The sequence below is a fragment of the SAR324 cluster bacterium genome (assembly GCA_015232315.1).
In the GTDB taxonomy this organism is placed as follows: domain Bacteria; phylum SAR324; class SAR324; order SAR324; family NAC60-12; genus JADFZZ01.
This window is the reverse complement of the sequence record JADFZZ010000004.1, coordinates 197,091-211,640: the sequence shown is the minus strand read 5'-3', so window position 1 is coordinate 211,640 and position 14,550 is coordinate 197,091. Positions and strand designations below refer to the sequence as shown.

11 protein-coding genes are annotated in these 14,550 nt (G+C 46.0%); 8 read left to right on the top strand and 3 right to left on the bottom strand.

Translation table 11 applies throughout. The features are described 5' to 3' along the window. Positions 1-45 precede the first annotated feature (45 nt). From HQM11_05295 to thiI, 5 genes are all read left to right on the top strand, one after another. A complete protein-coding gene (locus tag HQM11_05295; protein MBF0350423.1) occupies positions 46-1,017 on the top strand; it encodes an SDR family NAD(P)-dependent oxidoreductase in 972 nt (323 codons plus the stop codon). 77 nt (positions 1,018-1,094) lie between these two features. Continuing rightward, entirely contained in the window at positions 1,095-2,570 is a 1,476-nt protein-coding gene (locus HQM11_05290) for an SDR family oxidoreductase (GenBank protein MBF0350422.1), read from the top strand. A gap of 150 nt (positions 2,571-2,720) precedes the next feature. Beyond that, a complete protein-coding gene (locus HQM11_05285) occupies positions 2,721-4,463 on the top strand; it encodes a PQQ-dependent sugar dehydrogenase (GenBank protein MBF0350421.1) in 1,743 nt (580 codons plus the stop codon). Positions 4,464-4,813: 350 nt separating this feature from the next. Continuing rightward, complete coding sequence (locus HQM11_05280; GenBank protein MBF0350420.1) at positions 4,814-4,966, top strand: hypothetical protein; 153 nt, start codon at positions 4,814-4,816, stop codon at positions 4,964-4,966. A 61-nt stretch (positions 4,967-5,027) separates the two neighbouring features. After that, positions 5,028-6,224, top strand: coding sequence for a tRNA 4-thiouridine(8) synthase ThiI (gene thiI, locus HQM11_05275; protein ID MBF0350419.1), 1,197 nt, complete (start codon positions 5,028-5,030; stop codon positions 6,222-6,224). A gap of 1 nt (position 6,225) precedes the next feature. Here the strand turns inward: thiI and HQM11_05270 are convergent, their stop codons facing one another. The 3 genes from HQM11_05270 to HQM11_05260 form a co-directional block, all read right to left on the bottom strand. Next, a complete protein-coding gene (locus tag HQM11_05270; GenBank protein MBF0350418.1) occupies positions 6,226-10,623 on the bottom strand; it encodes a hypothetical protein in 4,398 nt (1,465 codons plus the stop codon). A gap of 122 nt (positions 10,624-10,745) precedes the next feature. Beyond that, positions 10,746-11,033: an HPF/RaiA family ribosome-associated protein gene (locus tag HQM11_05265; protein MBF0350417.1), complete on the bottom strand. Its 288-nt coding sequence runs from the start codon at positions 11,031-11,033 to the stop codon at positions 10,746-10,748. Between the two features lie 105 nt (positions 11,034-11,138). Further along, entirely contained in the window at positions 11,139-11,339 is a 201-nt protein-coding gene (locus HQM11_05260) for a hypothetical protein (protein ID MBF0350416.1), read from the bottom strand. Positions 11,340-11,449: 110 nt separating this feature from the next. Here HQM11_05260 and HQM11_05255 point away from each other — a divergent pair, with 110 nt between their 5' ends. The 3 genes from HQM11_05255 (at position 11,450) to HQM11_05245 (ending at position 14,445) form a co-directional block, all read left to right on the top strand. Then, positions 11,450-12,619 (top strand): hypothetical protein, encoded by a 1,170-nt coding sequence (locus tag HQM11_05255; GenBank protein ID MBF0350415.1) that lies wholly within the window; start codon positions 11,450-11,452, stop codon positions 12,617-12,619. 76 nt (positions 12,620-12,695) lie between these two features. Then, the gene (locus HQM11_05250; protein MBF0350414.1) at positions 12,696-13,769 is read left to right on the top strand and encodes an Mrp/NBP35 family ATP-binding protein; all 1,074 of its coding nucleotides are present in this window, start codon (positions 12,696-12,698) and stop codon (positions 13,767-13,769) included. 7 nt (positions 13,770-13,776) lie between these two features. Continuing rightward, positions 13,777-14,445 carry a lysophospholipid acyltransferase family protein gene (locus tag HQM11_05245; protein ID MBF0350413.1) on the top strand — a complete coding sequence of 223 codons (669 nt, stop codon included), beginning with the start codon at positions 13,777-13,779 and terminating at the stop codon, positions 14,443-14,445. Positions 14,446-14,550: the final 105 nt, after the last annotated feature.

The following is a 14,550-nucleotide window of genomic DNA, read 5'->3' as shown; positions in this document are numbered from 1 at the left end:
AGATGGCAAATGACAGTGTTTCTCTGACTGAATAGGAGTTTGAACATGGCAGGTTTACGTAAAACGATGGATGATGTGCTGAATAAGACAGTAATCTTCGGGTATGACCGAGTGGGGTACTCTGTTCGAAAAAAACTTTGGAACGATGCCGACACCCAGGTATCCATGAAAGGAAAAACGGTGCTGGTCACTGGTGCTAATTCGGGTTTGGGCAAAGCCACAAGTTTGCATCTTGCCAAACTGGGAGCCAGGCTTTACCTCATTTGTCGCAATGCGGAGTCAGGAAAAAAGGCCCAACATGAAATCATGAACGCCAGTGACCATTCCAACATATTTTTGGAAATCGTAGATATGAGCGAACCCTCGCAGATTCGGGAATTTGCAGAACAATTTCGTTTCAAAGAACCGCACCTCGATATATTGATCAATAACGCAGGGGTTTTGTTGAATCAACGCGAAGAAAATTCGGAAGGGCTGGAGAAAACCTTTGCTACCAATACACTGGGATATTTTTTAATGACAAATTTGCTGTTGCCTCAGCTCTTGCAGGCCAAAGAAGCCAGGATCATTAATGTATCTTCAGGTGGAATGTATGCGACTCCTCTACAGTTGGACGATCCACAATACCAGAATCGCCCTTATAATGGGGTCATGGCCTATGCAGAAAGTAAAAGAGCTGAAGTGATTTTAACCGAACTGTGGGCAGAGCGACTGAAGGATAGGAATGTGATTGTCAGTGCGATGCATCCTGGGTGGGCCGATACGAAAGGTGTGCAAAATTCCTTGCCCACCTTCAGGAAAATAACCAAATGGGTTTTACGGACTTCAGAACAGGGTGCGGATACCATCATCTGGCTGGCAGTTGCGCCGCATCTGACGGCTCAGGAAAGTGGGAAATTCTGGTTTGACCGCAAAGCCCGTTCCATTCATCGTTCGGACAAAACCCACCATACTCCCGCAGACACGAAGCGTTTGTGGGAACTTTGTGCTCAGCTTGGAAAATGGAAAGAATCATAACAGAGAGGACCTATGAGTGCTTGCACCAATGACATGTGTCACCGTTGACCATCCACATTTTTCATTATAGATAAACCATGAAGATGAAACCTAAAATACTAGTTACAGGCGCGACAGGATACATTGGAGGACGACTGGTTCCACGTCTGCTGGAGGCCGGATATCAAGTCCGGGCGATGAGCCGTTCCCTGAAAAAACTGCAGGCTCGTCCCTGGCACCATTATCCCAATCTCGAACTGGCGGCGGGTGATGTGCTTCACTCGGAGGATCTTCAAAAGGCTGTCGAAGGGTGTGATGTGGTGTATTATCTCGTGCATTCCATGGTGGCGGGACAAAGCAATTTTGAAGAAGCAGACCGTACATCGGCCCAAAATTTGGTCAGTGCCTGTGCACAGCATGGAGTGCAGAGAATTATTTATTTAGGGGGGTTGGGGCTGAATGATGCGTCTCTGAGCAAACACCTGCGGTCTAGGCATGAAGTAGCAGACATTTTGCGGCAGGGAACAGTGCCTGTCACCATTTTGAATGCCGCTATGATCATTGGTTCCGGCAGTGCCTCCTTCGAAATATTGCGCTATTTGGTGGATCGTCTGCCCGTGATGATTACTCCAAAGTGGGTCAACACTCCAGTCCAGCCGATTGCGGTGTCGAATGTTCTGCAATATCTGATTTCTTGCCTGAAAGTTGAAACGACAGCAGGACAAACGTTTGATATTGGAGGGACCGATGTAGTTACTTATCTGGAGTTGATGCATATCTATGCACGGGCAACCGGGATTCCTGAAAGAAAAGTAATCCCTGTACCAGTACTGACACCCCGTCTCAGTTCCTATTGGATCCATTTGGTAACGCCATTACCCGCCTACATTGCCCGTCCTTTGGCAGAAGGATTGAAGAATCCGGTTGTCTGTAAAGATGATTCCATCCAAAAACTCATTCCACAGAAATTGTTGAGCTGTGCTGAGGCTATTACGAAAGCACTGGAACGAACTTACGAACAACACGTAGAGACACATTGGACGGATTCGGGATTGCTTCCAGTGGAATGGCCTGTTCCAGGTGATCCGGACTGGGCCGGAGGCACTGTTTTCGAAGATTATCGTCAGATCACGATTGATGCTCCCGTACAGCAGGTGTGGCTTCCTGTCGTGAGAATTGGGGGGCAGACAGGTTGGTATTATGGGAATTGGCTATGGAAACTCCGCGGCATGATCGATAAACTTGTTGGGGGCGTTGGCTTGCGAAGAGGCCGTCGGGATTCTGAAAAACTAATGTTGGGGGATGTTGTCGATTTTTGGCGGGTGAGTGTGGTGAAGCCCCGGGAACACCTGGCATTGATTGCTGAAATGAAGCTACCGGGAAAGGCCGTTCTGGAATTCCGTCTTCAAGCACAGGAGGATGGAAAAACGGTACTTCACCAACGGGCACGTTTTTTTCCAAAGGGAACGTTCGGACTGTTGTACTGGTATGCAACAGCCCCCTTTCACATATTCATTTTTCCCGGTATGCTTAGAGGTATTGCGAATTCGATTGTTCTGAATAAGGCTGATTGAAGAGACTGAATCCCCACAGGATTTAAAGTTTAGAGAATTCAGGTGGTTCTGATCCTGTTTGTCCAATGCCTTTCTTGTAATTGCCTTGCATCTGAAATGTCATGAATCTAAGTTCCAGCCTGATTATTCGTACCTTTTTATGAGAAGTTTATGACACGTATTTTTATTTCTATTATCGGGTTCATGACCTGTGTGATGTTCCTCGGCGCCAACATCCATGGGGAAGAAGTTCAGGAGTGGACGACCATCACGAATTTCATGGTCAAACAGGATTCCAGCGGTTGGAAAAATCCTGTTGATCTGGTGTTTGTGCCCTCGTCTGAAAACGTGGAAGCCCCTGAATATTTTGTGCTGGAATATGATGGAAATATCTATGCGGTCAACCGGCAGAAACAACGTACCCTCTATTCCGATTTGCTGGCAAGACCACTGGCTATGCCTGACGCGTCCACACCGCTTCAATTATCAGGATTGTGCGTGGCTCCGGAACAGGGCTGGCTCTATGCTGTCGCTATCGGCTTCAACGGTGGACGCTGGGTGAACCGGATCGTCAGGTTTGAGCATGGCGTGACAGGTTTTGCAATGAAACCGGTGAAATGGACTGAATTTGACGGAACTTTTCAACAGGAATCTACAGTCCTTTCAAGATCGATCACTCATTGTGAAATCGGACCCGACCAGAAATTGTATGTTGGAATCGGTGATGGTGGAAATTCTGCAAACGCGCAAAACATGGCGTCCTGGCATGGGAAAATTTTGCGGATGAACCTCGATTTTACCGCGCCACAGGATAATCCGCTGTATGAGGAAAGCAATCCTCAGAGTCCTGCCAGTTATGTGTTTGCCTATGGTTTTATGAATCCGGTTGATTTTGCGATAGATCCTCAGGGAACGGTGTATGTGGTAGACCTTGGAGCTCATAGCCGTCTTATCGAAATCATACCCGGTCAAAACTATTATTGGGATGGCGATGCGGAAACCCTTAAAATCAATGGCATTTGGGTCGATCCCGGCTATCTTGGAGTGTCATCACTGACCTACACCAACAAAGATCCCGCGATTCTTCCCCTGGCAAACAGGCTGTTGATTGCCTATTCGGGAATTCTTGGAATTGATGAATCCAATCAGCGTGGAGCCAGAACCATTAAAAGTTTTCTGTTGAAACAGGGACGAGGTTTACAAACCGCACCAGAAAGACTGCTGTGGTATCAAGGGGAAATGCCACAGTTGCTCACGTCCATCGCACAAGGCCGCGACGGTATTTATTTCACGGTATTTTTTCCAGACAGGCATGGTGAAAACCAGGTGCTGAAAATTGTTCCGGGAAAAAGTGATCTTTCCCGAAGTTTTCAGATCTCAGGCATGAGTCTGTTTCAGGATAAAGGCTGTGAGGGATGCCACAAGATCAATGGGGTGGGCGGCAGCATGGGACCTGCCCTCGATGGCCTTGTTGACCGCATTCGACAACGGATAGAGTCACCGGAGTATCTGACACAACTCAATCAAATTGATAAAATCACGACAGAGCCTCATACGCTGTATCAGGAAGCTCGTGATAAATTGCGTCAACTCCATGGGGAAGAAGGAGTGCGGTTCTGGATTCAGCATCGTTTGAAAGAGCCAAGATTTGATGTGGAACAATCACAGATGCCGCAATTGAATTTATCGGATGCGGATATTGAAACCCTGAGCAATTACCTGATGGCACTTCAGAATACACAAACCTCGATGTTCAGTCCTTCTGAAGACCTGCATCGCCGATTCAAAGTCTGGTGGGATACCAGTGTAACGGCTCGTCCAGCCATTGCCTTTGTGATTGGGGTAGGCCTCACTTTTGGGGTTCGTTCTCTGTTTAGACGAATACTGAGGTTATTCCGGAAAAAAGCCGTCTGATCGCAAGCGGATGTAACGTATTTTTGTAAGCGTTCAGCCGTCAGCTATCAGTTTTCAGGAATTCTCAAGGCCTGGAAGCCAAACGATATTTTCTGCTATTGAGTCATAAGGCTTCTGAGGCGCATAAACACTGAAAGCTGAATACTGAAAGCTGAACGCTTACGTATTTTTTTCTGGTTATTAAAACTGGAGATTTGTCCCTGTTAAAGGACGGAGAGCGACGTTATGATAATTTACTATTTGAAATCTGTCGACAGCAATTTCTTTTAAAAATAAGCTTGCAGGATCAACGTATTTACAGGAAATATAGCACGTTTTTTTATTTGCCCACTGATTGACGGAGCCTCCTTATGATATCAGAATATGTGTTTTATTTGTTTGTGATTCCCTGGATTATCCTGATTGCCAATGTTCCGGGAATTGTGATGACGATGCTGTTTGCCGGACTCGGTGCCCAGATTCTCAATTATCTCCCATCTGAAAAAGATAAAACAAAATCATGAGTCAGGGGGCAGTTGCCCCTTTTCCCCTCTACTTTCTATTCTCCTCCGGCATTGAAACCCCATGAATTGTGCCATCATCCGTTACGCTGAAATAGGCGTCAAGGGAAAGAATCGTCGTACGTTTGAAGAATTGCTCAAGCGCAACATCCGTACTCATCTCAAGACTTATGGGATCCACAAGGTCGAATTGAGAAGAGGACGTCTGGTCGTCTGGTTTGATTATGATGAAGAAACATTTTTGGATCAGTTATGCAAAATTCCGGGAATTTCCAGTGTGAGTCCGGTTCATTTCTCAACCCATGAAATGACAGACATCCAGCAGCAATGCGAAACCTCTGTGCAGGCCATGATTGACGCCAACCCGGGAAAAACAATCACATTTCGAGTTTCTGCCAGACGTGCCAATAAAAATTTCCATTTATATTCCACCGCTATTGAACGTGATATCGGGGGTTGTCTGGTACAGAAATTTCCGCAACTCAAGGTGGATCTCAACCACTTTGAAATGGAAGTCGGCATTGAAATCTGGGCCGAAAACAGTGTGATTTTTGTGAGTAAAAAACAAGGGATCAGTGGAATGCCCGTGGATCCGAGGCAAGTTGTGATTGGCTTGATCAGTGGCGGTATTGACAGTCCTGTCTCAAGCTGGATGTTGATGAAACGTGGTTGCCGGGTGGTGTTTCTACATTTTCACAGTTTTCCCTACATAGGCGAACAAAGTAAGGAAAAAGTAATTGATCTTGTTCGGCATCTTGCCGCGACCCAACCGCATACACGACTGTATGTGGTACCCTTTGCTGAAATTCAGAAAACCATAAAAAATGACTGCCCTGACTCACTCAGAACCCTGCTTTACCGACGGTTTATGAACAGAATTGCCAATGATCTGGCACTCCGGGAAAAAGGCTTGGCCATCATCACTGGTGATTCGCTCTCTCAGGTCGCCAGCCAGACGCTGGACAATCTGGTTTGTACGACTGAAAATGCGGCTTATCCCGTTTTGCGCCCTCTGATCGGCATGGATAAACATGAAATTATTGCTGTAGCCCGTAAAATAGGAACGTATCCTCTCAGTATTCTGGATTTTCCTGATTGCTGCACCGTATTTCAACCGCAAAAACCAGCGACACGCGCTTCGCTCCGTTCAATCCACAGGGCTGAAGCCATGATTGCCGATCCTGATAAACTGGTCAAGGAAGCTTTGGACGGGGCTGAAATGTATGATTTTTACCCTGACAGCATCAAGCCTGTCAGTTGACTCAGGGTTTGATCAATTTAAAAATCGGGGTATCGGTTTGCCCCTTTCCCTTGTTCACATCATACATGAAAAAATCGCTGATACGGCCCGGTAAGACAGATTGTGGCAACGCGATGATAGTCGGGTCTTCTGTATTTCCTGAAACCTCATAACAAAATTCAATGAAGGCACCTCGTTTATTGGTCAGAATCCAACTGGCCAGTGGAATGTTGCTGAAAACCTTATCCACAGACTCAAATGGCTGGAGGCAGACCAGCAACAATTGAGAATCCTGAGCCAGATCCATTTTCCCCAGTGAAACAATTTTTATCGTAGGACTATTGATCGTGAAATCCCTGATCTGCAATTGTCCTCCACGAATCTGCATGTCCGCGGACAGATGGTTGTAGACAAGACCTTTGCCTTCAAGGCCACTCAATTTGCCTTCAGCCGCCTTGACATAACTCTGGATTGACAAGGCGGCAACAATAAAAACAATTGAATTTCCCCGTGGAATGATTCCTTCAAACGATTCTCCCCGAAGATCCGCATTGAACGTCCAACGTCGATCCGCTAAAGGCGAAAGCACAATATCCGCTTGAACCTGGGTATTGCCCTGACGGATCTCAAGCGGTTCTTCGCTGGAATCTGTTTGAAGCAGAGTGAGCAAATCCCCCAGATCATAAACTTCAGTCACAATGTTGCCTCGCCAGTAATTATCCTGAGGATTTCTCTTTAGATAGCCCATCAGACTGAATGCCGGATCAGCGCGTTTTTCCCAGAAAAGTCGTGAGATCTTGAGCTTATCAGGAGTGAACTGGCCCTTGATTTGAAAATTACTGAAAACAGATTCCAGAAATTTCATTCTCTGGGCTTTGATGTTGAACTCTGCATTGATGGCAGGAATGGTCAATTCGTACCATGGTGGAGTTTCCTTATTAGTATTTTCCACGGATGGTTGTGGTGTTTCTTTTTTTTCTTCATGGGGGGTGCCCTCAGACCATGCGTCTGCCAGTTGTCGCCACAACGCGAAATCCAGATATTCGAAATCTCCTCCGATTTTAAACTGCCGGTTATTGTTGCTCATTGTCAGGTTGCCTGCCTGGCGTGCCCAGGCGATTTCATACAAGTCGCCATTCCAGTTTCCAACGGCGTCCCATTGAAATTTTCCTTTCAAGGACAATGGCACAGGATCAAGAGCGTCAATAAAACTTTCTTCAGACTTAAAATTAAAAGTCACTTGCCCGGAGGATGGGGGTGTTTCTATCGGTTGACCGACCAATGTGGAATTCATCCATTGAGGCCAGTCTTCTCTTTGGATAACTTTCATCAGTTCGGCAACTTCCAGTGTTTTGAAATTCAAAATCAAATCCTGTGCGTTCGGCCACAAGGTGATTGAGGATTTTGCCAGAAAATAGGGCGTTCTGCATTCATCCACAAAAACTCTGGTCAGGCCCAGACCTGGTACGATCTGGACTTCAAAATGTACCGGGAATTCAAAATCGGGACTGATTCGAAAGGAGCTCACAATGGCTTTGAGCCTGATATAATCCAGGGGTGCTTCTTCTTCCAGAATTGTATTGTCTGAAGTTGATTCACTCCTTGGCATTGTCCGTGCCAGATTGACCCAAGGAAGAGCCTCAATTTTCGCGTCTTCCAGAAAAACTTCCACTTTTTTGTTCTGGTAGGTGACAGAACCTGTTGCTGATTGCGGGCCATATTGGATCTCTGGAAAATCGATTTTCAGAGTGTTGTTTCCCTGATGAAATGCAATATTTCCTTTCAGAGGGGCCGGAGCATTACCCGGAAGAATCAATTCTGGAATTTCCAGTGACATCTCATAATTCCGGAAGAACTGGAGATTGTTGTCATTCTGCTCAGGTTGCTCGGTATTGGAGTCCCCGGTTTTCTGCTGTAGTGGTATTTGCGGAGCGGTTGTTGTGTGTTGCGGACTTGAGGAATGAGCAAACGTTTTCATCCAATAAGGTACATCGAGTTTATTCCAGAATAAAACCAGTTTTCCTTCATTCAAGGTTCCGTTATAATTCAAATGTCCATGTTCATCCCCTGATGCCAGTTTTGACAGATTCAAATGATATTGCTCATCAATTTTCAGATTTCCTGACACCTCAACAGGAATGATGGTGCCATCGGGCAGAATCAGTTCCTTGAGTTTTGCGTCAACAGTCCATTGATTGATCATCAGATCCGGTCGCCTGGATGGCACCGATTCAACTTTAGTTTCATCCGTATTATTTTCCCGGGGCAGGAGTTGTTTTAAAGCGGGGGAAAGTTCCCATTTTTTCCATTCCTCAATGTCCAATCGGTTGATTTCAAGTTTAATGATTCCCGCATGATTATTCCATTGCCAATCCATGTTCAGGAAAGGATTCTCCCGGCCAATTCTTGTTTTCAGAGAGCTGTTGCTCTTCGAAAAATCCAGATTGCCTGACATGAAAATTTGTCCCAGTTTGCCGGTCATGTTGGTGATGGAAAACTGTTCCTGCTCAAGTTTTGATTCAATTTCAAGGCTCTGTTTCTGATCATCCACTGTTTCAATTTCAAACAACCATGGTGTTGGTTGGGATTTTTCAGAGGATTTTTTGATCTTTAGAGTCGCATCCATATTTTTGGGTAACCATTGTGCCATAAAATGGTCAGGTTCAGCATAAACAGGCAGGTATGGCCCAAGATTGCTGAGAGCCAGGGTCAAGGTGGTATCCTGTGCGGCTGCCAGAGCAAATTGCCCATTCAGTTCGCCTTGCTGTTGCTCATGCTCAAATCTGATATTTTCAAATTTGAGGGCCTCCAGCGTGACAGACATTAAGCCGGTGAGATGTTTTATCTGATAAATATTGCCCGCTTCTTTCAAGGACGCTTCTATCCCCTGGGGACTCAAGGCAATGGTCATAGCGACAGTCAAGTCATGAGAAAGATCAGGAATATCCAGATTAAATTTCCCCTCAACGCCACCTGCGAGTTCCACATGATTCAGCAAGGGCAGTCCGGGACTCCACAAAGGACGAAAGGCTTGCCATGCCTGATTGCTATCAGCACTCGCAACCGCATCAATATGGAGCGGTACCCGGTCAGGCATGCCATATTCCAGTTGCAGGCTCCCCCCGGAAATCCGGATCCCGGGTAAAACGCCGGAATCAAATGAAAGCAGCAGTTTTTTCAGATCAAGTTGCAGGGTTCCTTTGCCTTGCTCAATATCTGGAATGTTTTCAAAGGGAGACATTTTAACTTCAGAAAATTGACCGGTCAGTTTCAGATCCAGTGGAGAAGTTTCATTTTGTTGATCATAAGCGATTGAAAGCTGAAGTTGATCAAGCATTCCCCGGTGCAGAGATGTTTGGATCCATTGTCCGGCACCTTGCGGGAGAAACACGGTCAGCCAGGGTTTGACTTCCTCAATTTTCCATGAATCCGTGATTCCCTGCACATTCAGTCGTCCAGCGATCTCATTGGTTTTGATCCATGAGCCATTGAAACGGATGTGGCCAAAGGGCAACTGCACCGAGGGAATATCCATTCGTGCTACCAGGCTGTCATGATTTGAGTTAACACTGCCTTGACCACTGATGGTCGATAGATTGAGGACCTCATCTGGAAAAGCCGGATTTGTTAGCCGCAAGTCTTTCACATCCCAGTTGATTTGGGCATTCCACTCAGCCAGATTTTGGGAATGGATTTTTCCTGTTACGTTTAGAATTCCAGAGACAGGGATTGCTGAAAATACACCATCAACCGCAGGAATCTGGAGGAAATCAAGAGGAACATCGATAATGTTACAGGTTCCGTCCCATGATTCACCAGTTCCCTCGACTTTCAGTTGAACTTGTCCGTGGTAGTTGCCCAGAAACACTTCTGTTTGAAACGCCGCCTGTTTGAGAGCGTTTTCCCAGTCAATCTGACTTTCGATTCCTGTGATTCTCAAGGGTGGGATTTGATAGGACTCCGGATATTGGATGGTGAGATGCGAATCATGGATATTCAGTTTTTTAAACAGGATTTCGATCCATGAAAATCCTGAAGAAGAGGATTCCGAAGAGCTTTTTTTGAGAGCAAATGTTCCCAACCGTAGATCGTTTTCTGCTGAAATATAGAGTTCTGCCTGAAGTTTGGCAATCAGGAGTTCCTGAATGATCAATTTGCGTTTCAGCAGATGGCTTGCATCAATACTGAGTTTAAAGTTTTCCAGCGTCAGAACAGGTTCCTCAGGAGAATTTTCAAAAAGATTGATATGGTTGGCGGTCAGGGTGAACTGAAACCTGTCCGGTGATGTGAGTTCTATAGAGCGAGTTTCAAGTTGCAGTCCGGTATATTGATGAATCCAGGATGGAATACGATGTGAGTTGAGATAGATCCATGTTCCTGCACCCATGATAAAAAGTAAGATCAACCCTGTAAACAGCATTAACCACTTCAATATCCTGATCAAGGGAGCAAAAGACATGAGCGCATAGGGAAGGACAGGATTACTTGATTTGAAGAGGAAACAGTTGACGAAATAATATTCCGTCAACTGAATCTGATGATTTAGACATGCTTAAGTTTGTCGGTTTTTTTGATCACCTGGGTTTTCATGGTATCCACACTTTTGGCAATTGCTTTATACAGATTCTCATGATTGGCTTTACTGACCAGTGGCTTGTTTTTATAATTACAGTTGATAGTGACACTGTGTTCTTCATTTTCTTTGGTAAGATTGATATGAAAGGGAAATTTATTGTCGGTAATTTTCAGTAACTCCGCCATAATATCAGTTATATGCTCTTCAACAGCTTCAGATTGTTTAATGTGTGTAAAGGTAAGATGTATTGACATATCAAGCCTCATTGACAAAGAAGTGAATTAATTTGTCCATTGACGGACACTAAGATTTAAGACTGTTTAGAAGAACCGATGTTCGTGGTCTTCGTGACAAAAAGTTTATTTGTTCCCCGCGGAAGCACTGACAGGCTCAGCACCGGGAGCCTCAGGAATTTCGGGATTGACCACATCCATATCCGGTACCATCCCTTGCTGCTGAGAAACTTCAGGCGGTCGGGGCACTACCAGAAAATATCCCGGAATAAATACTGCCAAAAAGGAGACAATTCCAATCACAGCCAAAATTATAATACGAACCATACCAATCTCCCCAATGAACATCCTGATGACTCCAACACGAGTCAACTGTTACTGTATGGATATTAACCATCTGAATCAGTTGGGTCAAGCGGATTCATCAATGGAACATCATGCATTTGAACGCAGGCTTGTATTTCACTGATGCTGTGGTTATTCTAGACCTTAAACAGGCATTGATATCCAAATTCATCATGGACCCTGACTTCATGAAACAGAGAATTGTGCATCATTCAAAGCAGATACCTATTATCCGGGGGGATATTCACGGGTGGGCCTCCTTCTGTTTTATTAGCCGGTTGGTGTTGGCTGGATTTCTGTGGTTCTGTTTTAATCAGACAACTCAGGCTCAGGTTTCCATGGATATGGCACCAGTTCCACTGTTTTACAAGGATCCATGGGTTTTGTTGCAACAGGAAAATATTGAGGATAACACCATAGAGTCATCTGCTGTAATTTCAGAGGAACCAGCATCCATTTCAATCAGTAATCAATACGGATTTTTCAGATTATGGAACATCTACCTGTTTCAGGGGCAAACCACCCTCGACATTACCAATGAAACTCTTTTTGCGGAAAATCTTTACCAGGAGTCTCACCAGGTTGAGTCAGCGGATCTACCGGTTAAACTCTATGCCAGCGGGATTTATGCCACACTCCCCATTGCCTTTGAGCATGGTTCCATCTCTTTGCTGGGGGGGCATTCCATCACGACAGACCAGAAAGATATTTCAGAAGAGGATTATAACCAGCAGTATGGAATCACCTTCGGTTGGGAATCGTCGGACAGCGTCTGGTATGCGGGCGCGATCCAAAGGTCGGTGCTTGGCAGTGAATCCACACTTGAAGGACTGCTGCGCTATGAGTTGTATCTCGGCGAAAATTTCTGGTTTGTTGAAGCCGAAGGTGAATCCTGGTCTGCTGGTTACATGGGAACATGGGGGGATGTGCTGATTGAAACCAGAATTCCTTATTTTTTCACGATGGGCATTCCGGTTTCAGATTATTTTTCTTTGATGCTCATGTCCTGGAAACCCACCACCTACTACCGTTTGTCTGAAGAGGAACCCTGGAACAGCGCGGTACTCCGTGATACCCAGATCAAATCCACCCTATCCCTGGCATGGCACGCCTGGATGCCGTTGGTGATCCACTGGGGAATGGGACAGCTTGCGGAGCATTCCATCAAATGGCTTGATGAATCAGGGAAAACCTTTGCTAAAACCAACCTTTCCGACAGCACTTTTTATTTTATGAGGGTTGAATTACTGGAAGAAAACTGAGGCTTGATTTTTCAGAACGTTCATCCGAAGGTAACCCGCTTTAGTCAACCCTGAACCCTTTAATTGGAATGTTTCTATGGATTCTTTACAACAAAAATTTGAGCAGGTGTTTAACTCAATCAAACTGGATGATGCCGGAAAAACCCTGCTTGCTTCGGATCTGATTTACAGTTGTCTGGTGAATGAGGATTTCACCAAAATAACCCTGATTCTGCCTGAATCATCCTCCTTGCGAAAGACCCTGCCCGGTCAAATTGAATCAGGCCTCAAGGCACTGGACGAAATCAACCGTGTCGCTGTGGAGATTCTCAGTGAACCACCGGCAGAGGAACAGGGACCACCCAGCCAAACCAGTCGTCCCGTTCAACAGCCCAAACGTACCGCGTATCTTCAGAATTACGATGCCGTGATCGCGGTTGCCAGTGGCAAGGGGGGTGTGGGAAAATCCACGGTTTCTGTGAATCTTGCCATTGCCCTTTCCAAAATGGGCTACAAGGTTTCATTGTTCGATGCGGATATCTATGGTCCAAGTCTGCCAATCATGACGGGACTCCGAGGCGAACGACCCCTGATTGAGAACAATCGCCTTATACCCATTGAAGCGTATGGTCTGCATACCATGTCTATCGGCAATCTGGTGGAAGAAGACGCCTCCATGATCTGGCGAGGGCCCATGGTGCATCAGGCCATTGAACAATTGTTGCGGGATACCGAATGGCCCGGCGGAGATTTCATGATTCTGGATCTTCCTCCGGGAACAGGTGATGCCCAACTGACCATTTCCCAACTGTGTGAAGTCTCAGGTGCCGTTATCGTTTCCACTCCGCAGGATGTCGCTTTGCTGGACGCTGTCAAGGCAGTCCACATGTTTACCAAAGTGGATATCAGTATTTTGGGAATTGTGGAAAACATGAGCATGTTTGTGTGTCCGCATTGCCAAAAAGAAACGCCGATTTTCAGCACCCATGGAGCTGAGGCCACCAGTAAAAAAATGAATGTTCCCTTCCTGGGCGGCATTCCGATTGATCTTGCGATCCGTCAGGGTGGGGATGAAGGCAAACCGGTCATGGCCACGGATGTCAGTCATGTCGCAACGGAAAGTTTTAAGAATATTGCGTTGAATGTGATCAAATCACTGGAAGCGCTGTAATTCTGTTATGCAATCCGAAAAATGGAAAGCCTTGAAACGCTGGTTGAGCATTCAGTTGATTGTCCTGCTTGTTCGTGGTCTGGGCAAGCTCGCCAGAGCTGAAATCATCAGGAGCGACATTCCTCAACAAATGCGTGAATCCCATGGCAACTACATCCTAGCCACCTGGCACAACAATATTTTTATCAGTGCCTGGCTGTTGCGGTTTCAGGGGTATGCCGCACTGATCAGTCAAAGCAAGGATGGAGAAGGGATTTATTCGGTGGTGAATCGTTTTGGGTTTACCGCCATCCGGGGTTCTTCTTCACGGGGTGGTGCCAAGGCCCTGTTGGAAATGAGCAGGTCTTTGAAACAGGGAACACCGGCGGCCGTCACACCGGATGGTCCCCGTGGTCCCATTTACAAGGTCCAGCCTGGAATCCTCATGATTGCCAAAATGACAGGTCTTCCGATCATCCCCTGGCATGCCGAAGCTTCCCGTCAATGGGAAGCCCGCAGTTGGGACCGTCATAAATTTCCCAAGCCCTTCAGTCGGATTGTCGCAGGCTATGGGCAACCGTTTTATGTTCCTTCCAAACTCACCTCAGAACAGATCCCTGAATACGCCGAAGCACTGGAACAGCATATGAATGATCACAGGCAAATGATTCGGCAACAACTCGCAGTGAAGCCTTAGTTTCTTAGAAGTTAAATTCTGCGCAAAATGGCAAAAGAATTTAGCCACAGAGTCACAGTGTCACAGAGTATGTTTTAAAAAATTCTCTGTGTCTTTGTGTCTCTG